The 20,609-nt window shown below is 64.1% G+C and carries 17 protein-coding genes; 11 read left to right on the forward strand and 6 right to left on the reverse strand.

The genetic code is table 11. The features are described 5' to 3' along the window. Window positions 1-80: 80 nt before the first annotated feature. From mnmG to AC1DXM_RS06900, 6 genes are all read left to right on the forward strand, one after another. A complete protein-coding gene (gene mnmG, locus AC1DXM_RS06875) occupies window positions 81-1,955 on the forward strand; it encodes a tRNA uridine-5-carboxymethylaminomethyl(34) synthesis enzyme MnmG (RefSeq protein WP_477232365.1) in 1,875 nt (624 codons plus the stop codon). Continuing rightward, window positions 1,952-2,584: a 16S rRNA (guanine(527)-N(7))-methyltransferase RsmG gene (gene rsmG, locus AC1DXM_RS06880; protein ID WP_477232366.1), complete on the forward strand. Its 633-nt coding sequence runs from the start codon at window positions 1,952-1,954 to the stop codon at window positions 2,582-2,584. The genes mnmG and rsmG overlap by 4 nt, the downstream gene beginning before the upstream one ends. Before the next feature lie 67 nt (window positions 2,585-2,651). Further along, window positions 2,652-3,449, forward strand: a complete 798-nt coding sequence (locus AC1DXM_RS06885; protein WP_112560215.1) for a ParA family protein — start codon at window positions 2,652-2,654, stop codon at window positions 3,447-3,449. Window positions 3,450-3,512: 63 nt separating this feature from the next. After that, entirely contained in the window at window positions 3,513-4,400 is an 888-nt protein-coding gene (locus AC1DXM_RS06890; protein ID WP_477232367.1) for a ParB/RepB/Spo0J family partition protein, read from the forward strand. Window positions 4,401-4,895: 495 nt separating this feature from the next. Further along, window positions 4,896-5,528, forward strand: coding sequence for a DUF1326 domain-containing protein (locus AC1DXM_RS06895; RefSeq protein WP_477232474.1), 633 nt, complete (start codon window positions 4,896-4,898; stop codon window positions 5,526-5,528). Window positions 5,529-5,642: 114 nt separating this feature from the next. Next, window positions 5,643-6,419, forward strand: a complete 777-nt coding sequence (locus tag AC1DXM_RS06900; protein ID WP_477232368.1) for a DUF2182 domain-containing protein — start codon at window positions 5,643-5,645, stop codon at window positions 6,417-6,419. A gap of 220 nt (window positions 6,420-6,639) precedes the next feature. Here AC1DXM_RS06900 and holA read toward each other — a convergent pair whose 3' ends face one another. Continuing rightward, window positions 6,640-7,683, reverse strand: a complete 1,044-nt coding sequence (gene holA / locus AC1DXM_RS06905; protein WP_477232369.1) for a DNA polymerase III subunit delta — start codon at window positions 7,681-7,683, stop codon at window positions 6,640-6,642. Window positions 7,684-8,063: 380 nt separating this feature from the next. On the opposite strand from holA, the gene AC1DXM_RS06910 reads away from it, so the two are divergent. From AC1DXM_RS06910 to lpdA, 4 genes are all read left to right on the forward strand, one after another. Continuing rightward, window positions 8,064-9,296, forward strand: a complete 1,233-nt coding sequence (locus tag AC1DXM_RS06910; RefSeq protein ID WP_477232370.1) for a thiamine pyrophosphate-dependent enzyme — start codon at window positions 8,064-8,066, stop codon at window positions 9,294-9,296. Between the two features lie 2 nt (window positions 9,297-9,298). Then, on the forward strand, window positions 9,299-10,312 hold the full coding sequence (locus AC1DXM_RS06915; RefSeq protein WP_477232371.1) for an alpha-ketoacid dehydrogenase subunit beta: 1,014 nt from the start codon (window positions 9,299-9,301) through the stop codon (window positions 10,310-10,312). A gap of 1 nt (window position 10,313) precedes the next feature. Then, the gene (locus AC1DXM_RS06920) at window positions 10,314-11,690 is read left to right on the forward strand and encodes a dihydrolipoamide acetyltransferase family protein (protein WP_477232372.1); all 1,377 of its coding nucleotides are present in this window, start codon (window positions 10,314-10,316) and stop codon (window positions 11,688-11,690) included. A gap of 325 nt (window positions 11,691-12,015) precedes the next feature. Continuing rightward, window positions 12,016-13,404, forward strand: a complete 1,389-nt coding sequence (lpdA, locus tag AC1DXM_RS06925) for a dihydrolipoyl dehydrogenase (RefSeq protein ID WP_477232373.1) — start codon at window positions 12,016-12,018, stop codon at window positions 13,402-13,404. A 165-nt stretch (window positions 13,405-13,569) separates the two neighbouring features. On the opposite strand, the gene AC1DXM_RS06930 is transcribed toward lpdA, so the two are convergent. After that, window positions 13,570-14,670 (reverse strand): saccharopine dehydrogenase family protein, encoded by a 1,101-nt coding sequence (locus tag AC1DXM_RS06930; protein WP_477232374.1) that lies wholly within the window; start codon window positions 14,668-14,670, stop codon window positions 13,570-13,572. A gap of 149 nt (window positions 14,671-14,819) precedes the next feature. Here AC1DXM_RS06930 and AC1DXM_RS06935 point away from each other — a divergent pair, with 149 nt between their 5' ends. Next, window positions 14,820-15,248, forward strand: coding sequence for an Lrp/AsnC family transcriptional regulator (locus tag AC1DXM_RS06935; protein WP_112560245.1), 429 nt, complete (start codon window positions 14,820-14,822; stop codon window positions 15,246-15,248). Window positions 15,249-15,455: 207 nt separating this feature from the next. Here AC1DXM_RS06935 and AC1DXM_RS06940 read toward each other — a convergent pair whose 3' ends face one another. Genes AC1DXM_RS06940 through AC1DXM_RS06955 form a run of 4 tightly spaced genes read right to left on the reverse strand, consistent with a single transcriptional unit; the run spans window position 15,456 to window position 20,320 of the window. After that, on the reverse strand, window positions 15,456-17,486 hold the full coding sequence (locus tag AC1DXM_RS06940; RefSeq protein ID WP_477232375.1) for an aldo/keto reductase: 2,031 nt from the start codon (window positions 17,484-17,486) through the stop codon (window positions 15,456-15,458). A gap of 30 nt (window positions 17,487-17,516) precedes the next feature. Beyond that, window positions 17,517-18,596 carry an ABC transporter ATP-binding protein gene (locus AC1DXM_RS06945; protein ID WP_477232376.1) on the reverse strand — a complete coding sequence of 360 codons (1,080 nt, stop codon included), beginning with the start codon at window positions 18,594-18,596 and terminating at the stop codon, window positions 17,517-17,519. A 13-nt stretch (window positions 18,597-18,609) separates the two neighbouring features. Then, window positions 18,610-19,446, reverse strand: a complete 837-nt coding sequence (locus AC1DXM_RS06950; protein ID WP_477232377.1) for a carbohydrate ABC transporter permease — start codon at window positions 19,444-19,446, stop codon at window positions 18,610-18,612. Between the two features lie 13 nt (window positions 19,447-19,459). Further along, window positions 19,460-20,320, reverse strand: coding sequence for a carbohydrate ABC transporter permease (locus AC1DXM_RS06955; RefSeq protein WP_477232378.1), 861 nt, complete (start codon window positions 20,318-20,320; stop codon window positions 19,460-19,462). Window positions 20,321-20,609 lie beyond the last annotated feature (289 nt).

Raw genomic sequence — 20,609 nt, forward strand, 5'->3', positions numbered from 1 at the left:
TGAAACGAATCGCCCGCAATCCTTGACAGCGCCGTCTCGCGGGGACATGTGTCGGGCAGTATCTGAATCTGGAACGAAAGATGATCGATCACTATGATGTGGTTGTGGTGGGCGGCGGCCATGCCGGGTGCGAGGCGGCCAGTGCTGCCGCGCGCGCCGGCGCCAGGACGGCGCTGGTCACGCTGCGCTTCGACACGATTGGCGTGATGTCTTGCAATCCCGCAATCGGTGGGCTCGGCAAGGGCCATCTGGTGCGCGAGATCGACGCCATGGACGGGCTGATGGGCCGGGTGGCCGATGCCGCCGGCATCCAGTTCCGCCTGCTCAATCGCCGCAAGGGCCCCGCGGTGCGCGGACCGCGCACGCAAGCCGACCGTAAGCTCTACCGGCTGGCCATGCACGAAGCGATTCGGCAGCAGAACGATCTCGACGTTGTCGAGGGCGAGGTTTTGGACTTCGAGATCGACAACGGACGGATCGCTGCCGTGATCCTGGCCAACGGGCGGCGGCTGACCTGTGGCGCCGTCGTTCTGACCACCGGCACTTTTCTGCGCGGCCTCATCCACATCGGTGAGAAGAAGATCGTTGCCGGGCGCATGAACGAGCAGGCGAGCCTTAGCCTGTCGGCAACGATGAGCCGTGCGGGATTTGCGCTTGGCCGGCTGAAGACCGGCACACCGCCGCGGCTCGATGGCCGTACCATCGATTGGGCGTCGCTGGAGAGCCAGGCGGCGGACGAGGACCCGGTTCCGTTCTCGCTGCTGACCGATACCATCAAGAATCCGCAGATCCATTGCGGCATCACACGCACGACGCCGGCCACGCACGACCTCATTCGCGCCAATCTCGGCCGCTCGGCCATGTATTCCGGCTCGATCGAAGGGGTTGGGCCGCGATACTGCCCGTCGATCGAGGACAAGATCGTCAAGTTCGGCGATCGTGAGGGCCATCAGATTTTCCTCGAGCCGGAAGGGCTCGACGATGACACTGTTTACCCGAACGGCATCTCGACCTCCCTGCCCGAGGATGTGCAACTCGATATTCTGAAGACCATTCCGGGCTTGGAGCGCGCAACCATGCTGCAGCCGGGTTATGCCATCGAATACGATCATGTCGATCCGCGCGAGCTCGAGCCGACGCTGGAAACCAAGCGCATTGCCGGTCTGTTCCTGGCGGGGCAGATCAACGGCACCACCGGCTATGAAGAAGCCGGCGCGCAAGGCCTGCTTGCCGGGCTGAACGCCGCGCGCAAGGCAGGCGCCAGTGACCAAATCGTGCTCAGCCGCACCGAGGCCTATATCGGCGTGATGGTCGACGATCTCACCAGCCGCGGTATTGCCGAGCCCTACCGCATGTTTACCTCACGGGCTGAGTTCCGGCTGTCGCTGCGCGCCGACAATGCCGATGAGCGGCTGACGCCGCTGGCGATGCGGCTGGGGATTGCATCGGTGCGGCGGACGCAGCGGTTCAACCAGATCACTGTTGATCTTGAGAAGGCGCGCGAACTGGCAATTGCCACGACAATGACGCCGAATGAAGCGGCGCGGCATGGGTTGGAGGTCAACAAGGATGGTGTGCGCCGCTCCGCCTATGAGTTGCTCGCATATCCCAGCGTCGATGTTGGCTGGCTGGCCCGCGTCGCGCCGGCGTTCGGCGCCATCGACGCCAAGACGGCCGAGCGGCTCGAAACGGAAGCGAAATATTCGGTTTACCTCGATCGCCAGCAGGCTGATGTCGCTCAGATCCGGCATGAGGAAAGCCGGCTGATCCCGGCTTCGGTCGATTTTGCCGATGTTCCAGGACTTTCTAATGAGCTGAAGCAGAAGATGCGGACGCGGCAGCCGCGCTCGATTGCCGATGCGCAGCGTATGGAAGGCATGACGCCGGCGGCGCTCGCGATCATCGTCGCGCATGTCCGCAATGCCGAATCGGCTGCGCAAAGGGCCGTTGCGTGAGCGCTGCCTCATGGACGAGCCTGCAAGAGGCTGCGGGGCCGGTTTCACGTGAAACATTCGAGCGCCTGGTGGCGTTAGAACAGCTGTTCCTGAAATGGAACCGCAGCATCAACCTGGCCGCACCGTCGACGCTCGACGATGTCTGGGGCCGGCATATTCTGGACAGCGCGCAACTGGCGCGAATCGCACCTGAGGCAAAACGCTGGGTCGATCTCGGTTCGGGCGGCGGTTTTCCGGGCCTGGTGCTGGCTTTCCTGTTGGTCGAGCGGCACGGGGCGTCGATCGATCTGGTCGAGAGCAACCGCAAGAAAGCATCGTTCCTGCAGGCGGTGATCGGCCAGTTCGGTTTGCCGGCTCGGGCCGTCGCCCGGCGCATCGACGACAGCTATGCTCTTGTTTCCACGCCGGAAATCGTCACGGCCAGGGCGCTTGCTGCCCTACCCGTGCTGCTCGATCTGTCGGCGCCATGGCTGACCAAGGGGTCGCGCGCTCTGTTCCACAAAGGCCGGGATTACCGCGCCGAAGTGGAAGAAAGCACTCACCGCTGGGCCTTCGATCTGGTAGAACATCCGAGCATGACCGACGCCCATGGCGTCATCCTCGAAGTGACCGATCTGCGGGCTGCGTAGGCTTCCCTTCGCAACCGCTTTGACGACCCTTTTGGCGACCCGCGAAATGAATATTTGGCATAGACCCATGAAAACTGGCCCCCGCATCATCACCGTCGCCAACCAGAAGGGCGGCGTTGGCAAGACCACCACCGCCATCAATCTGGCCACGGCGCTGGCCGCCATCGGCGAAAAGGTGCTGATTGTCGATCTCGATCCGCAAGGCAACGCCTCGACGGGGCTCGGTATCGACCGCAAGGACCGCACCGTCTCGTCCTATGACGTGCTGACCGGTGAACTTGACCTGGAAGCCGCGGCGATCCCGACGGCGGTGCCTGGCCTGTCGATCGTGCCGTCGACGCTCGACCTGCTCGGCATCGAGATGGAGATCGCCTCGGCGCCTGACCGGGTGCTGAAGCTGCGCAATGCGCTGCGTGCCGCGTCCGAGCGCGGCGCACCCTTCGGCTATGTGCTGATCGACTGCCCGCCCTCGCTCAATCTTTTGACTTTGAATTCAATGGCGGCAGCCGATTCTGTTCTCGTGCCGCTGCAATGCGAATTCTTCGCGCTGGAAGGTCTCAGCCAACTGCTTGAAACGGTCGAGCAGGTGCGCCGCACCATCAATCCGGACCTGATCATCCAGGGCATCGTGCTGACCATGTATGACGGCCGCAACAACCTCGCCAACCAGGTGGTGCAGGATGTGCGGGCGCATATGGGCGACAAGGTTTACGAGACCATCATCCCGCGCAATGTGCGTGTGTCCGAGGCGCCGTCCTACGGCAAGCCGGCGATTCTCTATGATTTGAAGTGCTCGGGCAGCCAGGCCTATCTGCAGTTGGCCTCCGAAGTGATCCGCCGCGAGCGTAAATTGCGCGCCGCTTAATTAGGGTTGGCTCATAAACCAAGCCGATTCGATACCGAAACGATTTCAAGACCTGGAACAGAGATGAGCGAAGACCTTTCGAGAAAAAGACTGGGGCGGGGATTGGCGGCGCTGATCGGCGAGATCGATCGTCCGGCCGTGGCAGAAAAGCCGGCCGCCAGCGCCGACGGCAAGGTGCCGATCGAATTCCTGAGCCCGAACCCGAAAAACCCGCGCCGGCATTTTGGCGACGCCGATCTGACCGACCTGGCGCAGTCGATCCGCGAACATGGCGTGGTGCAGCCGGTGGTGGCGCGGCCGTCGCCGACGCAGGCCGGCCGCTACGAGATCATTGCCGGCGAACGGCGCTGGCGCGCCGCGCAACGTGCCGGGCTGACCGAGATCCCGATCATCGTTCGCGACGTCAACGACCGCACGGCGCTCGAACTGGCGATCATCGAGAACGTCCAGCGCACCGACCTCAACCCGGTCGAGGAGGCGCTGGGTTATCAGCAGCTGATCGACGACCACGGCTACACCCAAGCCGACCTCGGCAATGTCATCGGCAAGAGCCGCAGCCATGTCGCCAACACGCTGCGGCTTTTGAAGCTACCCGATGTCATCAGAGACATGCTGGTTGACGGCGCGTTGTCGGCCGGCCACGCCCGCACGCTGGTGACGGCGCAGGATCCGGCCGGTCTGGCCAAGCAGATTGTCGAGGAAGGGCTTTCGGTGCGCCAGGCCGAGGCATTGGCGCAGGCGCCGGCAGGGGGCACGCCGCCCAAGGCAAAACCAGCGCAGGGCGGGTCGGACAAAGATGCCGACACGCTGGCACTGGAAAAGCTGATGACCGACACGATCGGCATGATCGTGACCATCGAGCACAAGGGCAAGGGCGGCGCGATTCGCGTGAACTACCGGAGCCTGGAGCAGCTTGATGAGTTGTGCCGGCGGTTGAAGGACGAGCGGTAGACGGTTGAGGCGCCACGCTATTTAGCCGGCAAATGAAGTTTTGGCATAAGCTTAGGTTTTAGCGCTGATATATTGGTGATAGACAAATGAAGGGCTGGCGCGATGCCGGCCCTTCTTTGTGGCGTTGGCCGTTGGCGAAATCGGCGCGGCAGCGCATCTCCCTCCCTTGAGGGGGAGATGGCCGGCAGGCCAGAAGGGGTCGCCAGACATAGTCGCCTACATCTTCCGTGCCACGAAAGGATTGGCGCTCCACGCGCGGCGACCCCCTCTGTCGCCTTCGGCGACATCTCCCCCTCAAGGGGGGAGATCAGCCATCGCCTCTGCTTTCGCCAATCTCTTGACAGGGCCGGGCAACGGCGTAACGTAAATTAGATATTGCTTACATTAATTGCCCTAGCGTGCCGATCAGTCGCGGCGGGGCCAATTGCCGTTCCATTTGTGAACGGCACCACCTCGCCCAAGCGATATGCCGACGCGCCTGACGCAAATGGGGAGGTGCAAATGGCGGTCAGTTGGCAACTGTCTGGAAGTTACTTCGAAAATTGCAATTGCGATGTCGTTTGTCCTTGCCTGCTGTCCACCAACGCCCAGCTGACATCGAAGCCGACGCAAGGCGTTTGCGACGTTGGCCTGGTCTTTCATATCGATACGGGCAAATACGGTGACGTTCGGTTGGATGGCCTCAATGTTGCGATGGTTGCACACGCGCCGGGCCCGATGGCGGACGGCAATTGGACGGCCGCCGCGTATATCGACGAACGGGCCGACGATAAGCAGACAGAAGCGCTGGGCGCGATCTTCACCGGCGCTGCAGGCGGTCCGATGGCGGTGCTGGCACCCATGATCGGCACGAACCTCGGCGCCAAGAAGGTGCCGATAAGCTACCGGGTCGATGGCAAGAAGCGGTCGGCGCAGATTGCGGGCATCATGCAGATGGCGGTCGAACCGTTGCCGACAATGCGCGAGGATGGGCAGATGTGGGCGGCCACTGGCCATCCCGTCAACCCCGACTGGCTCGCTCTGGCGATGGGGGCGGAAGGCAGCACATTCAGCGACCACGGCATGAGCTGGGATAATTCCCGTCGAAACGGGCACTATGCCCCGATCAATTGGTCCGGCCAGCACTAGAGCGTTTCACCGTTTCACGGCGATCCGCTCTATCTCTTTGTTTTGACGCAATCTCGGACGGAAAACCGCCTTTCCTGAAATCGCTCTGGTTCCCGGCCGCAACGGACTTAGCCCATGGCGCTAATATTGCAGCGAAACATCATTCTCGCGCTGCTGATTGTTGTCGCCGCGGCAGCGTGGGCCGTGCTTGTCTGGATCGGCATGGACGCGGACATGCCCATGTACTCACCCACCATGGGGATGAAGGCGCCGCTGTTTCTTGCCGTCTGGGTGATCATGATGATTGCCATGATGTTCCCGACCGCCGCGCCCATGGTGCTGACCTTCCATCGCGTTCAGGCCGGCAAACGGGGGCGCGGCGAGACTTTTGTCTCGACCTGGTTTTTCGTGGCTGCGTACATGCTGCTGTGGGGCGCGATGGGTGCGCTCGCCTTTGCCGGTGCGGCTGCCGGAGAGCTCATTGCGGCGCATGCGGGAATGTCGGCCGCCACGGCCGCGCGCATCGGCGGCGCGCTGCTGTCGCTGGCAGGCGCCTATCAACTTTCTCCGCTGAAGGATCTGTGCCTGGCCAAATGCCGCACGCCCATTGGTTTCATCCTGACCTCATGGCGCGATGGTCAGTGGGGCGCGGTACGCATGGGCCTGGAGCATGGGCTCTTTTGCCTGGGCTGCTGCTGGCTTTTGTTCCTCGCTCTTTTTCCCCTCGGGATCATGAACATCGCTGCGATGGCTGTGGTCACCTTGCTGATCTTTGCAGAAAAGACCCTGCCGTCAGGGGAGAGGATCGCAAAGCTGTCGGGTGTCGCTCTGCTCCTTTATGGCGCGGCGGTGTTGGTCTTTCCGCAGGCGCTGCCAACCTTCCAGCCCATGGAAGCCATGATCATGGATTGACGGATGGAGGCAGCGATCTCCCCCCTCGACGGGTTGAGGAGTGGTCCGCGCAGCGGACGGAAAGCCAATTGCTTGGCTTTTCGAGCGACGAACGGCCGGCAGGCCAGAAGGGGTCGCATCGCGTGAAGCGCGACCCCCTTTTTCATCAAGGATGAGGTCGAGGCAGCTGAGACGACCCCCTCTGTCGCCTTCGGCGACATCTCCCCCTCGAGGGGGGAGATTACCGCTGCCCCAGCCTCGCGCTTTCCACTGCAATGCCAAGCAGCGCCTGGCGCGCCAACGCCTCGGACAGGTCCGGCCTGCGCCTGGTCTGTAGCACGGCCGATTGCAGGCGGATCAACGCGCGGCTGAGCGCCTCGACATTCCAGCGCTCCAGCGCCTTTTCCACCAGCTTGCGCCTGGAGAAAAAGACCGGAGGCCTTGCACCCGCAACCACGGAGGCGGCGTTGCGGCCGGCGGAGTCCATCTGTCCACGCATGACCTGAAGCTGCTGGAACTGCCGCATCGCCGAGGACAGCACAAGAAAAGGCTGTCCGCCGGACAGGCAGTGGCGGGTGAAGGCGGTGTCGAAGTCACTGACTTTGCCTTCCAGCACCGCATCGACGGCATCATCGAAGGAGGCGCCGGAGACGTCGCCGGACATCGCCCTGACGTCCTCGAGGCCGATTTCCCTCTGGCCGTGCGCGTAAAGCACCAGCTTTTCGATCTCGCCGCGCGACGCCAGCCGATCTCCGCCGAGATTGCGGCGCAGCGCCTGGCGGGCGTCGAGCGCCATCGACATGCCGGCCTTGCGCAGCTCATCGTCGATGACGGTGTCGATATCGCGGGCCTCGTCGGCATAGCAAGGCAGCGCCATGGCGGTGTCGGCCGCCTCGACGATGGCGCGCAGGCCGACACCCTTCTTGAGATCGCCGGCCTCGATCAGGATGATGGCGTCGCGCGCGGGCTCTACCGTCAGCGCCTTGACGTCTTCGGCCAGCGGCTTCTGGCCGCTGGCGTTACGCACCCACAGCAAGCGCCGGTCGGAGAACATCGGCACCGTGCGGGCCTCGTCGAGCAGCCGGCCCTGGTCGCGATCGACCTCCGCGCCGTCGAGCCGGACCACCGAGAAAGGGTCGTCGAGCGGCAGGCCGGTCTTTTCGGCAAAGGCTTTGGCGCGCTCAGCGACGAGGCCGCGGTCGGGGCCGTAAAGCAGGACAATCGAGATGCGCGCGTCCGGCTTCGCCAGCCACGAATCGACCTCGTATCCTTTTTTCTGCGCCATGGTGGGTGGTTAGCATGATGCGGGCGTGGAGTGAACGTTCTCCGGAGCGTTCGCGACCGTGGCGCCTTTCCTCTCCCCCGATCGACGGGGGAGAGGAAAAGCGCGAGTTCGCCAACCTTGGCCCCTCGCTCCCGGAGGTCGTAAAGTGCGTTATGTACCGGAAACCCTGCAAAACCTTCCGCCTAATTGCGCGCCACCGCAAAACATCGACAAGAAATTTCGCCGCCATATCTGCATCTTGGCGCGGCGTGCCGCGTCGGCCCTGAACAGACCGATGACCGGGAGGATGGGTGCGCGTTCTGGCCCTCACGAAATCGCACTGGTCTGGCGGCGCAGATGTGTTGATATACGCGACCGGGCAACATTGGAGGATGAAGGTCATGGCCGATGCTGGGATGTTGCGGTTTCATGTGCCGGAGCCGGAGGTGCGGCCGGGCGGGACGCCTGACTTTTCCAACGTGCCCATCCCGAAGGCCGGCTCAGCGCCTCGCCCCGAGATCGATGTCGATCCGCGCACCATCCGCGACATGGCGTTTTCGATCATTCGCGTGCTGAACCGCGACGGCGAGGCGGTCGGGCCGTGGGCCGGGCTGCTCACCGATGAGGAGCTGCTCGAAGGCCTGCGCAATATGATGACGCTGCGCAGCTTCGACGCCCGGATGCAGATGGCGCAGCGCCAGGGCAAGACCTCGTTCTACATGCAGCATCTGGGTGAAGAGGCGGTGAGCTGTGCCTTCCGCAAGGCGCTGGCGCCGGGCGACATGAATTTTCCGACCTACCGGCAAGCTGGCCTGCTCATCGCCGACGGCTACCCGATGGTGACGATGATGAACCAGATCTATTCCAACGAGGCGGATCCGCTGAAGGGCCGGCAACTGCCGATCATGTACTCGTCGAAGGAGCACGGCTTCTTCTCGATCTCCGGCAATCTGGCGACGCAGTACATCCAGGCGGTCGGCTGGGCTATGGCCTCGGCGATTTCCAACGATTCGAAAATCGCCGCGGCCTGGATCGGCGACGGCTCGACCGCCGAATCCGATTTCCATTCGGCGCTGGTGTTCGCCTCGACCTACAAGGCGCCGGTCATCCTCAATGTCGTCAACAACCAGTGGGCGATCTCGACCTTCCAAGGCATTGCGCGCGGCGGCTCCGGCACCTTTGCCGCGCGCGGCCTCGGCTTCGGCATTCCGTCGCTGCGCGTCGACGGCAATGACTATCTCGCCGTGCACGCGGTGGCCAAATGGGCGGCGGAGCGGGCGCGGCAGAACCTCGGGCCGACGCTGATCGAATATGTCACCTACCGCGCCGGCGCGCATTCGAGTTCGGACGATCCGTCCGCCTATCGGCCGAAGACCGAGTCCGATGCCTGGCCGCTCGGCGACCCGGTCGTGCGGCTGAAGAACCATCTGATCCAGCGCGGCGTCTGGTCGGACGAACGGCACGCGCAGGCGGAAGCGGAAATCCTCGAAACGGTGATCGCGGCGCAGAAGGAAGCCGAAAGCCACGGCACGCTGCATGCCGGCGGCAAGCCGTCGACGCGCGACATGTTCGAGGGCCTCTATGCCGAGATGCCGCCGCATCTCAGGCGCCAGCGCCAGCAGGCGGGAGTCTGACCATGCCGAGACGAACCATGATCGAAGCGATCCGCGACGCCATGGATGTGTCGATGGCGCGCGACGAACGCGTCATCGTCTATGGCGAGGATGTCGGCTTCTTCGGCGGCGTCTTCCGCTGCACGCAGGGCCTGCAGGCGAAATACGGCAAGAGCCGCTGCTTCGACGCGCCGATCAACGAATCCGGCATTGTCGGCTCGGCCATCGGCATGGCTGCCTACGGTCTGAAACCATGCGTCGAGATTCAGTTTGCCGACTACATGTATCCGGCCTACGACCAGCTGACCCAGGAAGCCGCAAGGCTGCGCTATCGTTCGAATGGCGATTTCACCTGCCCGATCGTGGTGCGCATGCCGACCGGCGGCGGCATTTTCGGCGGCCAGACGCACAGCCAGAGTCCCGAAGCCTTGTTCACTCATGTGTCGGGTCTGAAGACGGTGGTGCCGTCCAACCCGCATGACGCCAAGGGCCTGCTGATCGCGGCGATCGAGGACCCGGACCCGGTGATCTTCCTCGAGCCCAAGCGGCTCTATAACGGCCCGTTCGACGGCCATCACGATCGGCCGGTGACGCCGTGGTCGAAGCATGAGCTGGGCGAGGTTGCGGACGGCCACTACACGGTGCCGCTCGGCAAAGCGGCGATCCGCCGGGCGGGCTCCGCCGTCACCGTGCTCGCCTACGGCACCATGGTCTATGTCGCGCAGGCGGCCGCGGAAGAAACCGGCATCGATGCCGAGATCATCGATCTCAGAACCCTGCTGCCGCTCGACCTCGACACCATCGTCGCCTCGGTGAAGAAGACCGGGCGCTGCGTGGTCGTGCACGAGGCGACGCTGACCTCCGGCTTCGGCGCCGAGCTTTCGGCGCTGGTGCAGGAGAATTGTTTCTATCACCTCGAAGCGCCGGTGGCCCGCGTCACCGGCTGGGACACGCCCTATCCGCATGCGCAGGAGTGGGAGTATTTCCCAGGCCCCGCCCGTGTCGGCCGCGCGCTTCTCGAAACCATGGGAGCTTAAGATGGGCGAACACATCATCAAGCTGCCCGATGTCGGCGAAGGCGTCGCCGAGGCGGAACTTGTGGAATGGCACGTCAAGGTCGGCGATCTCGTGCGCGAGGATTCCGTGCTTGCCGCCGTGATGACCGACAAGGCGACGGTCGAAATCCCCTCGCCGGTCGATGGCGAGATTCTTTGGCTGGGCGCCGAGATCGGCGACACGGTGGCGATCGGCTCGCCGATCGTGCGGCTGAAGGTGGCCGGTGAAGGCAATGTGAAAGACGCGCTGCCAGATGAGGCCAGCGCCAAGAGCACCCCCACCCCTAACCCCTCCCCACAAGGGGGAGGGGAACGCGCTTCAGCAACGAAATCCGACGCCAAGTCGCAGGCAGCTGCACCCGCTGCCAAGAGCACACAAGCAGCAGAGACCGGATCCCCCTCCCCCTTGTGGGGAGGGGCTAGGGGTGGGGGTACTGCGCCGGCTTCTGGAGGCACAGCGCCTTCCGGCGCGCCGCGCCCGGAGGGCGAAAAGCCCTTGGCATCGCCAGCCATTCGGCTGCGGGCCAAAGAGGCAGGCATCGATCTGCGCCAGGTATCGGGAACCGGCCCGGCCGGCCGCATCAGCCATGAAGACATCGAGGCTTTTCTGGCGCGCGGGCCGCAGGTGGCGAAAGCATCGGGCCTCGCCCGCAATGACAGCATTGAGGACATCAAGGTCATCGGGCTGCGGCGCAAGATCGCCGAGAGAATGTCGCTGGCGAAATCGCGCATTCCGCACATCACCTATGTCGAGGAGATCGACGTCACCGCGCTTGAGGAATTGCGCGCCGCGCTCAACAAGGAAAAGCGCAAGGGTGTCGAAAGGCCGAAGCTGACGCTGCTGCCGTTCCTAATGCGGGCGATGGTCAAGGCGATTGCCGACCAGCCCAACATCAACGCGCTGTTCGACGACGAGGCCGGCATCATCCATCAGCATGGCGGCGTCCATATCGGCATCGCCGCACAGACGCCGTCGGGGCTGGTGGTGCCGGTGGTCAAGCATGCCGAGGCACGCGACCTCTGGGATTGCGCGGTCGAGCTCAACCGGCTGGCCGAGGCGGCGAAGTCGGGCACGGCCAGCCGCGACGAGCTGTCGGGATCAACCATCACCATCACCTCGCTCGGCGCCATGGGTGGCGTGGCGACGACGCCGGTAGTCAACCACCCGGAAGTGGCGATCGTCGGCGTCAACAAGATGATGGTGCGGCCGGTCTGGGACGGCACCCAGTTCGTCCCGCGCAAGATGATGAACCTGTCGTCGAGCTTCGACCACCGGGTGGTCGATGGCTGGGACGCGGCGGTGTTCATCCAGCGCATCAAGGCGCTGCTGGAAACACCGGCGCTGATATTTGTGGATTGAGGGCGATGGCTGAAGGAGTTGGCTCTTTGCCTGAATGCAGCGCCCGACTGCAGGCCTACGCCATCTGCGATTGGCCGCGGGCCCCCGCGCCTTCGTCATCCTCGGGCTTGACCCGAGGATCCATGCCGTGCCCGAAGCCGAAGGATGCTGCGGAACAGAATTATGCACCGCTGCGGCGTTCGGAGGTCACGGCATGGATCCTGGGGTCTTCGCGACGTCGCTTCGCTCCTGCTTCGCCCCAGGATGACGAAGGCATGGGCGTTTCGGTTAACCTCAGAGGTCGACGATTTGCAGGCCCCATGCTGCAACCAATCAAGGTGCCATCATGAAAGAAATCTCCTGCAAGCTGCTCGTCATCGGCGCCGGGCCAGGCGGCTATGTCTGCGCCATCCGCGCCGGCCAGCTCGGCATCGATACGGTGATCGTCGAAGCCGGCAAACCGGGCGGCACCTGCCTCAATGTCGGCTGCATCCCGTCCAAGGCACTGATCCATGCGGCGGAAGAGTTTGAGGCGGTCTCGCATATGGCCGGCGGCAGCAGCCCGCTCGGCATTTCGGTCAATGCCCCAACGCTCGATCTCGGCAAGACCGTCGCCTGGAAAGACGGCATTGTTAGCCGGCTGACCGGCGGCGTTGCCGGACTGCTCAAAAAGGCCAAGGTGAAAACCGTCTATGGCTGGGCGACGTTTCGCGACGGCAAGACCGTCGCGGTCGAGACCGAGACCGGCACCCAGATCATCCGCGCCGAGACCGTGGTGATCGCCACCGGCTCGGCGTCGGTCGAGCTGCCGTTCCTGCCGTTTGGCGGGCCGGTGATTTCATCGACGGAAGCGCTCGCTCTCAGCGAAGTGCCGAAGAAGCTCGCGGTTGTCGGCGGCGGCTATATCGGGCTGGAGCTCGGCATGGCCTTCGCCAAAATGGGCGCCGCGGTGACCGTGGTCGAAGCCTTGCCGCGTGTGCTGGCGCAATATGACGCGGAACTCACCCGGCCCGTGGTGAAGCGGCTGACCCAGCTCGGCGTCGAGGTCATGACTGGCGCCAAGGCGAAGGGGATCAAGGGCGACGCGCTGCTGGTCGAGACCGCGGACGGCAAGAGCGCCAAAATCGCCGCCGACAAGATCCTGGTCACGGTCGGCCGCAAGCCGGTGACCGAAGGCTGGGGGCTCGACCAGATCGACCTCGATATGGCCGGCAAGTTCATCAAAATCGACGACCAGTGCCGCACCTCGATGCGCGGCATCTATGCCATTGGCGACGTCACCGGCGAGCCGATGCTGGCGCACCGGGCGATGGCGCAAGGCGAAATGGTGGCCGAGATCGCTGCCGGCCACAAGCGCAGCTGGGACAAGCGGTCAATTCCCGCCGTCTGCTTCACCGACCCGGAACTGGTCACCGCCGGCCTGACCCCGGAAGAGGCGAAGGCGCTGGGCGAAATCAAGATCGGCCAGTTCCCCTTCGCGGCCAATGGCCGGGCGATGACCAAACTCGGCGAGGACGGGTTCGCGCGCGTCGTGGCGCGCGCGGACAATCATCTGGTGCTGGGCATCCAGGCGGTCGGGCAAGGCGTGTCTGAATTGGCGGCGGCGTTCGGCCTGGCGCTGGAGATGGGCGCGCGGCTGGAGGATATCGCCGGCACGATCCATGCGCATCCGACGCAAGGCGAAGGGTTCCAGGAAGCAGCGCTGAAGGCGCTGGGGCATGCGTTGCATATTTAGGGGGTGATCTCCCCCCTTGAGGGGGAGATGTCGCCGCAGGCGACAGAGGGGGCCGCCGCGCATGAAGCGCTCACCTCCGTCTGTAGCAAAATAGGTCGCATCCAGTCGAACCGACCCCCTCTGGCCTGCCGGCCATCTCCCCCTCAAGGGGGGAGATTATTCAGCTCAGCTCGCGAGCCGGCTTACCATCTCGTGCTGGGCGTAGGCGCGGCCGAAGCGGTTGGCCAGGAATGCGTCGAGCGCGATGTCTTCCTGCTTGACGAAACCGGTCGCCGGCAGGCTGCCGTCGGCCAGCATGTCGAGCACGGCGCAGATGCCGGAGGCGGTGGTGATCTGGATGGCGCTGCGGACCTGGTCGCCGACGCGCTGCGAATAGATCTTGTTGGCGTAGGTTTCCTGCAGCAGGCGGCCGTTGCGGCGGCCCGACACGGTGACGAAGACGATCACCACGTCCTGCAGCGTTGCCGGCAAAGCGCTCTCGAAAATGTCCTTCAGCACGTCGCGGCGGTGGCGCAGGCCGAGGTCGTTGAGCAGCGCCTTCATGATCGCGGCGTGGCCGGGATAGCGAATGGTGCGGTAGTTCAGCGTGCGCACCTTGCCCTTCAGCGTCTCAGCCAAAGTGCCGAGCCCGCCGGAGGTGTTGAAGGCCTCGTAGGTGACGCCGTCGAGCGAGAACTCCTCGCGCTCTTCGAGCGGCGGCACTTCGATCAGCTCGCCCTCGACGATCGCCTCGCAGGGCTCGCAATATTCGTTGATGACGCCGTCGGTGCTCCAGGTCAGATTGTAGTTCAGCGCGTTCGACGGATATTGCGGCAGCGCGCCGACGCGCATGCGCACGCTTTCCAGCGTATCGAAACGGCTGGCGAGATCGTTGGCGACGATGGAGATGAAGCCCGGCGCCAGGCCGCATTGCGGAATGAAGGCGCTCTTGCCCGAACGCGCCAGTTCCTTGACGCGGCGGGTAGAGACGACATCCTCGGTCAAATCGAGATAGTGGACGCCGGTGGCGGCAGCCGCCTCGGCGATGCGGGTGGTGAGGTGGAAGGGCGCGGCGCTCAGCACGGCGAAGGCGCCGGCAAGGGCTGCTTCCAATGCGCCGGGCGCGGTGATGTCGAGTTCCAGCGTCTCGATGCCGGCGGGGAGGTCAGCGGCAAGCTGGGCCATCGCGCGGTCGACGACGGTGACATGGTAGTCGCCGGTGTCGGCGAGCATGCCTGCAATGGTCGAGCCGATCTTGCCGGCGCCGACGACGATGATTTTCTTCATGATTCGATCCCTCACAAAAGCCTTTGGCCCGAACCGCTGCGCGGTGGACGACATGGCCTTGAGAATCGCAGCTTGCCTGGCGAAAGGAAGCGTGGAATTGTTCGAAACGAACCCCGTATTTGGACGATAAGACGACAAGGATCGTCGAAATGCTCAGCGACGCCGAACAAAAGCTGCTTTCCCTGCTGCGCGCCAATGCTCGCGCCTCGACCGCCGAGCTGGCACGCCAGCTCGGCGTGTCGCGCACTACGGTGCAAAGCCGGATCGAGCGGCTGGAACAGCGCGGCATCATCACCGGCTATGGCGTGCGGCTGGCGCCGGACTATGAGCAGGGGCTGGTGCGGGCGCATGTGCTGCTCACCGTGACGCCGAAACTCGCCGACAAGGTGGTGCGCGCGCTGCAGGCCCTGCCGCCGGTGAGGACATTGCATTCGGTGAGCGGCAATTTCGACATGATCGTCATCGTCGACGCGCCGTCGATCCGGGATCTGGATGCGCTGCTGGACGAGATCGGGGCGATGGACGGGGTCGAGCGGACGTCGTCGTCGATCATTTTGTCGACAAGGATTGATCGGTGAGGAGCTGATCTCCCCCCTTGAGGGGGAGATGGCCGGTCCACCCTCCGCAGCTGCAGCGCAGCTGCTGCGGAGGACGGGCAGGCCAGAGGGGGTCGATTCGGCTGGATGCGACCTCCTTGCGGCCGATGAAGGTTAGCGCTCCACGCGAGCCGACCCCCTCTGTCGCCTTCGGCGACATCTCCCCCTCGAGGGGGGAGATTAGCAGCGCTAAGCCCGCCGCCTTTCCGGCCCATTATCCAGCCACGCCACATCCTCCGCCGACAGCTTGATATCCAGCGCCTTCAAACTGTCCTCCAGCTCGTCCAGCGTACGTGGGCCGATCAGCGGCACGGACGGGAAGGGCTGCGCGAGCACATAGGCCAGCGCGACATGGATCGGGCTTTTGCCCAGTCGCTGCGCCAGCTCGATGGCGCGGTCGCGGCGGCCGAAGTTTTTCTCGGAATACCAGACCCGCACCAGCTCCTCATTGTCCTGCTTGTCGCGGCCGGCGCGGTCGGTGAAGAAGCCGCGGCCCTGGCTCGACCAGGCGAAGTTCGGCATCTGCCGCTTCGTCAGCCATGCCTTCCAGTCGTCGGTGGATGAGGTGATGCATCCGGCCCAGATCGGCTCCAGCATCTCGGCCAGAGAGAAATTGTTGGAGAGGGCGCCGGGCTTCTGCTTGCCGGTCCTCTCGGCATAGGCGATCGCCTCGTCCATGCGCGCCATTGTCCAGTTGGAGCCGCCGAACGGGCCGCGGATGCGGCCGGCCTTGGCCTCCGCGTCCATCGCATCGACGAACTCGCCGACCGGCACATCCGGGTTGTCGCGGTGCATGAAATAGATGTCGACATGGTCGGTCTGCAGCCGGTCCAGCGACTGGGCGAGCTGCTTGCCGATGACATCGGGATAGCAGAGCGGCGAGTGTGCGCCCTTGGCGATGATCACCGACTGTTCGCGCACGCCACGGCTTTTCAGCCACTGGCCAAGCAGCGTCTCGGTGTAGCCGGCGCCGTAGACATAGCCGGTGTCGAACAGATTGCCGCCGGCCTCGAAGAATGCGTCGAGCAGGATCGAGCCCGAGGAGAAGGTGCGGAAATCCTCGAAGCCGAGCGCCACCACGGAAGCCGGTTTCGACAAGCCCGGGATCTTGCGCTTGGCGATGGCGGTGCCATCGGTGCGCAGCGGCCGGCCGGAGATTGTGTTGACACGCTTAGCCGGCTTTTCGATCTCATATTCCAGGCCGACGGCAGCGCGCCATCTGTCGAGCACCCGCAGCGTGCCGAGGCTATCGGCCCAGCCCATGCCCGGCCAGGCGAATTCCTGGTTCCCGGCCAGGATCGCCTCGCCGGCGGCGTCGACCTCGAAGGAATAGAGATGGCGGCTCTCGTTGACGCTGATGGCTTCGCGCCTGCCGGCGGCGTGGATTACGTCGATCTTGCCGAGGCCGACATCACGGTTGCCGCCGGCGAACCAGAAATCCGGCACCTCGATGCGGCCCTTTGTGCCGAGGATCGAGAGCATATTCTCCTGGTTGAGTGAGATGCTGCAGGACACCTGGGCGACGATCCCGCCCGGGAAATGCAGCAGTGCCGAAGCCCATTCGTCGACGCCGGACTGGCCGAGATGGGCGGCGCCGGCAACCTTGTCCGGCTCGGCGAAGGGTTTTCCCGTCGCAGCGCCTGCGATCAGCCGCACCATCGAGACGGGATAGCCGCCAACGTCGAGAATGCCGCCGCCGGCAAGATCGTTGGCGTAAAGCCGGTGCTCCGGCATGAAGCCCGGCATGGCGAAGCCGAAGCTCGATTTTATCATGCGCACTTCGCCGATGACGCCAGACTTGATCAGCTCGACCAGCTTCAGCGTCTGCGGGTGCAGCCGGTACATGAAGGCTTCGCCGAGGAAGGTGCCGGCCTTGCGCGCGGCATGGATCATGGCGTCGGCCTCGAAGGCGGTCAGCGCCAGCGGCTTTTCGCACAGAACGTGCTTGCCGGCCTCGGCCGCCTTGATCGCCCATTCGGCATGGCCGGGATGCGGGATGGCGATGTAGACGGCGTCGATATCGGGGTCGTCGAGCAGCGCCTGATAGCCGTCGAGGATGCGGGCGCCGGGAAATGTCTGGGTTAAGCCCTCCTTGCCGGAGTTGCGGGCGCCGAGCGCTGCCAGCTTTCCGGTGCGCGATCCTGCCACACCGCCGGCAAAGGCTTTGGCGATGTCGCCCGGCCCGAGGATTCCCCAACGGATGGGCGCGGTGGAAGTCATGGTCATTCTCCTTGAAAAGGCTTGAAGGGCTCAGCGCAGACGCTGGCCGTTTTCATCGAATAGATAGGATTTGCGGATGGACACGGTGATCTCTGATGTGTCGGGGACCTTTGCCGCGTCGCGCTGGATCACCAGGTCCTCGCCATGGGCGGTCCTGGCATAGATGAAGCTGGTGCCGCCGAGATGCTCGATCACATCGATGCCGACGGTGAGGTCGGCATCGCCCTCGCCGGCATTGCCAAAATGTTCGGGCCGCACGCCGACAATGACCTTGGCTCCGGTTTCCGGAACGGCGCCAGCCAGCGGTTGCGTGATGCGGGCCTTTTCCTCGCCGACCAGTTCGACGGTGACGCTTCTCGTGTTACGGCCGACCACGCGACCCTTGATGAAATTCATCTTCGGCGAACCGACAAAGCCGGCGACAAACTGGTTGTCGGGATTGTCGTAGAGATCGAGCGGCCGGCCGATCTGCTCGACATGGCCGCCGCGCAGCACGACGATCCGGTCGGCCAGCGTCATCGCTTCGGTCTGGTCGTGTGTGACATAGATCATCGTCGTGCCGAGCTCCTTGTGCAGGCGCGAGATTTCGACCCGCATTTGCACCCTCAACTCGGCGTCGAGATTGCTCAGCGGCTCGTCGAACAGGAACACTTGCGGCTCGCGCACGATGGCGCGGCCGATGGCGACACGCTGGCGCTGGCCGCCGGAGAGTTGCTTGGGCCGCCGCGTCATCAGCTCGCTGATGCGCAGGATCTCGGAAGCCCGCTTCACCCGCCGATCGGTGTCCTCCTTCGGGTTGCCGGTCATTCTGAGGCCAAAGCTCAGATTCTGCCCCACCGTCATGTGCGGGTAGAGCGCGTAGGACTGGAACACCATGGCGATGCCGCGGTCGGCCGGCTCGACATCGTTCATCACCTTGCCGCCAATGGCGATCTCGCCGCCGCTGATGTCCTCCAGCCCGGCGATCATCCGCAGCAAGGTCGACTTGCCGCAGCCGGACGGGCCGACAAAGACGACGAACTCGCCATCGGCGATATCGATGTTGGCGCCATGGATGATCTCATAGACGCCGAAGCGCTTGATGACGTTGGTGAGGGTGACTGCCGCCATGTCGCTGTTGTCCCTATTTGACGGCGCCGGCGGCGATGCCGGCGATGAAGTGGCGCTGCAGCAGCACGAAGACGACGAGCATCGGCACGGTCAGCATGACGGCGCCGGCCATCAGGCCGCCCCAGGAGACCTTGGTCAGGCCGATCAGCGTGCCGAGCGCCACCGGCGCCGTCATCGCGCCGGGCTGGCTGTTGATCAGAAGCGGCCAGAGGTAATTGTTCCACGAGGCGAGGAACAGAATGATGGCCAGTGCCGCCAGCATCGGCCGCGCCAAAGGCAGTGCGACGAACAGGAAGATGCGCCATTCCTTGACGCCCTCTACCCTGGCCGCATCGAACAGATCGTGCGGCATCATCGAGAAGGCCTGGCGCATGAACAGAACGCCGAGCGAATTGAACAGCGGCGGCACGATCAGCGCCACCCAGGTGTTGGCGAGCTGGAAGTCGCGCGCCACCATGATGAACTGCGGGATCAGCACCACCGCGTAAGGCAGCGTGATGGTGCCGAGAATGATGGCGACGACAAAACCTTTGCCGACGAAATGGTAGCGCGCCAGGGCCCAGCCGGCCATCGAGGTCAGCAGCACCGACAGCACGGTGTAGGTCACCGCCACCGAGACCGAAATGCCGATGGCGCCGACAAAGTCGGTGTCGCGCTGCAGATTGTGGAAGTTTGCGACGAAATTGTCGTGCGGCAGAAGCTCGATGCCGGGGCTGAAGATGCCGTTGTCGGGCATGGTCGAGAAGACAATCATCATCCACAGCGGAAACAGCCAGACCAGCGCCAGCGGCGTCAGGACCAGATGCAGCAGCAGGCTGCGGCCGAGCCGGCGTTGCGACAGCGAGCTCATTTCGGCTCCCCTCTCATTTCGGCTCTCTCGTCAGCCACAGCTGCACCAGCGTGATGGCAATGGCCAAGCCCGCCATGGTGTAGGCGACGGCCGAGGCATAGCCGAAATTGAGCGAGCGGAACCCCTGGCGGTAGAGCAAAAGGCCAAGCGTCTCGGTGCCGCCGCCCGGGCCGCCACGCTCGGTGATCAGGAACGGCTCGGTGAAGAGCTGCATGGTGCCGATGATCGACAGCACCGCGCAAAAGACGATGACCGGCTTGAGCAGCGGCAGGGTGATGTAGAAGAACTGTTTGACCTTGCTGACGCGGTCGAGCGTCGCCGCCTCATAGACATCCTCGGGGATCGACTGCAGCCCGGCGAGCAGGATGATGGCGTTGTAGCCGGCCCAGCGCCAGGTCACCGCGATCATGATCAGCGCCATGGCTGGGGTGACGTTGGAGAACCAGTCGATCTTGGCCAGGCCGACGCTGTTAAGCAGCTTGTTGATGATGCCGAAATCGAGATTGAACATCAGCCGGAACACCGCGGAGTAGGCGACCTCGCCGACGACGACCGGGGCGAAGAAGGCGAAGCGGTAAAGGCCGCGCACTTTCAGCAGCGGCGAGTTCAGCAGCACCGCCATGACGATAGCCAGCGAGATCATCACCGGCACCTGGATGACGAGGATGAGCAGCGTGTTCTTCAGCGCGTTGAAGAAGGCGGGGTCGCCGATCAGCCGGCCCCAGTTGAAGGTCGGCGCAAAACGCCAGGGCACGGTGCGCGTCGCCTGGAACGAGATCATGAACGAGGAAATGATCGGCCACACCCAGAAGATGGCGAAGATCAGCAGATAGGGCGTGAGGAAGCGATAGGCCGTGGCGTTCTGGTAGCGCATGGTCTCCTCCTCCTTCCTTTTGTTTGTCCTACGCCCGGAGGGGCGGTTGGTATCAATGCGGCTCGACGGTTGGCTGCATCATTTGTCGAGGCCAGCGCCGCCCCTCACCTGCCTGCCGGCATCCTCTCCCGTATAGTGACGGGGAGAGGGGTGCTGTCATCGCCGGTTTCGCTAATCGCCAGCGTTGGCGGAATAGCACCGAGGTCGTGGCCAGCCCCTTCTCCCCGTCACTATACGGGGAGAAGGTCCCGGCAGGGGAATGAGGGGCAGCGCCAACGGTCCGGCAAGT

The sequence above is a fragment of the Mesorhizobium sp. P3_A2 genome, from assembly GCF_056403115.1.

Coding starts and splice junctions, on each gene's coding strand:
- AC1DXM_RS06940 (WP_477232375.1), bottom strand. CDS start 17,486: ATGACTTCCACCGCGCCCATCCGTTGGGGAATCCTCGGGCCGGGCGAC.
- AC1DXM_RS06935 (WP_112560245.1), top strand. CDS start 14,820: ATGCTCAGCGACGCCGAACAAAAGCTGCTTTCCCTGCTGCGCGCCAAT.
- AC1DXM_RS06945 (WP_477232376.1), bottom strand. CDS start 18,596: ATGGCGGCAGTCACCCTCACCAACGTCATCAAGCGCTTCGGCGTCTAT.
- AC1DXM_RS06955 (WP_477232378.1), bottom strand. CDS start 20,320: ATGCGCTACCAGAACGCCACGGCCTATCGCTTCCTCACGCCCTATCTG.
- AC1DXM_RS06920 (WP_477232372.1), top strand. CDS start 10,314: ATGGGCGAACACATCATCAAGCTGCCCGATGTCGGCGAAGGCGTCGCC.
- AC1DXM_RS06950 (WP_477232377.1), bottom strand. CDS start 19,446: ATGAGCTCGCTGTCGCAACGCCGGCTCGGCCGCAGCCTGCTGCTGCAT.
- AC1DXM_RS06890 (WP_477232367.1), top strand. CDS start 3,513: ATGAGCGAAGACCTTTCGAGAAAAAGACTGGGGCGGGGATTGGCGGCG.
- mnmG (WP_477232365.1), top strand. CDS start 81: ATGATCGATCACTATGATGTGGTTGTGGTGGGCGGCGGCCATGCCGGG.
- holA (WP_477232369.1), bottom strand. CDS start 7,683: ATGGCGCAGAAAAAAGGATACGAGGTCGATTCGTGGCTGGCGAAGCCG.
- AC1DXM_RS06915 (WP_477232371.1), top strand. CDS start 9,299: ATGCCGAGACGAACCATGATCGAAGCGATCCGCGACGCCATGGATGTG.
- AC1DXM_RS06910 (WP_477232370.1), top strand. CDS start 8,064: ATGGCCGATGCTGGGATGTTGCGGTTTCATGTGCCGGAGCCGGAGGTG.
- AC1DXM_RS06930 (WP_477232374.1), bottom strand. CDS start 14,670: ATGAAGAAAATCATCGTCGTCGGCGCCGGCAAGATCGGCTCGACCATT.
- AC1DXM_RS06900 (WP_477232368.1), top strand. CDS start 5,643: ATGGCGCTAATATTGCAGCGAAACATCATTCTCGCGCTGCTGATTGTT.
- lpdA (WP_477232373.1), top strand. CDS start 12,016: ATGAAAGAAATCTCCTGCAAGCTGCTCGTCATCGGCGCCGGGCCAGGC.
- AC1DXM_RS06885 (WP_112560215.1), top strand. CDS start 2,652: ATGAAAACTGGCCCCCGCATCATCACCGTCGCCAACCAGAAGGGCGGC.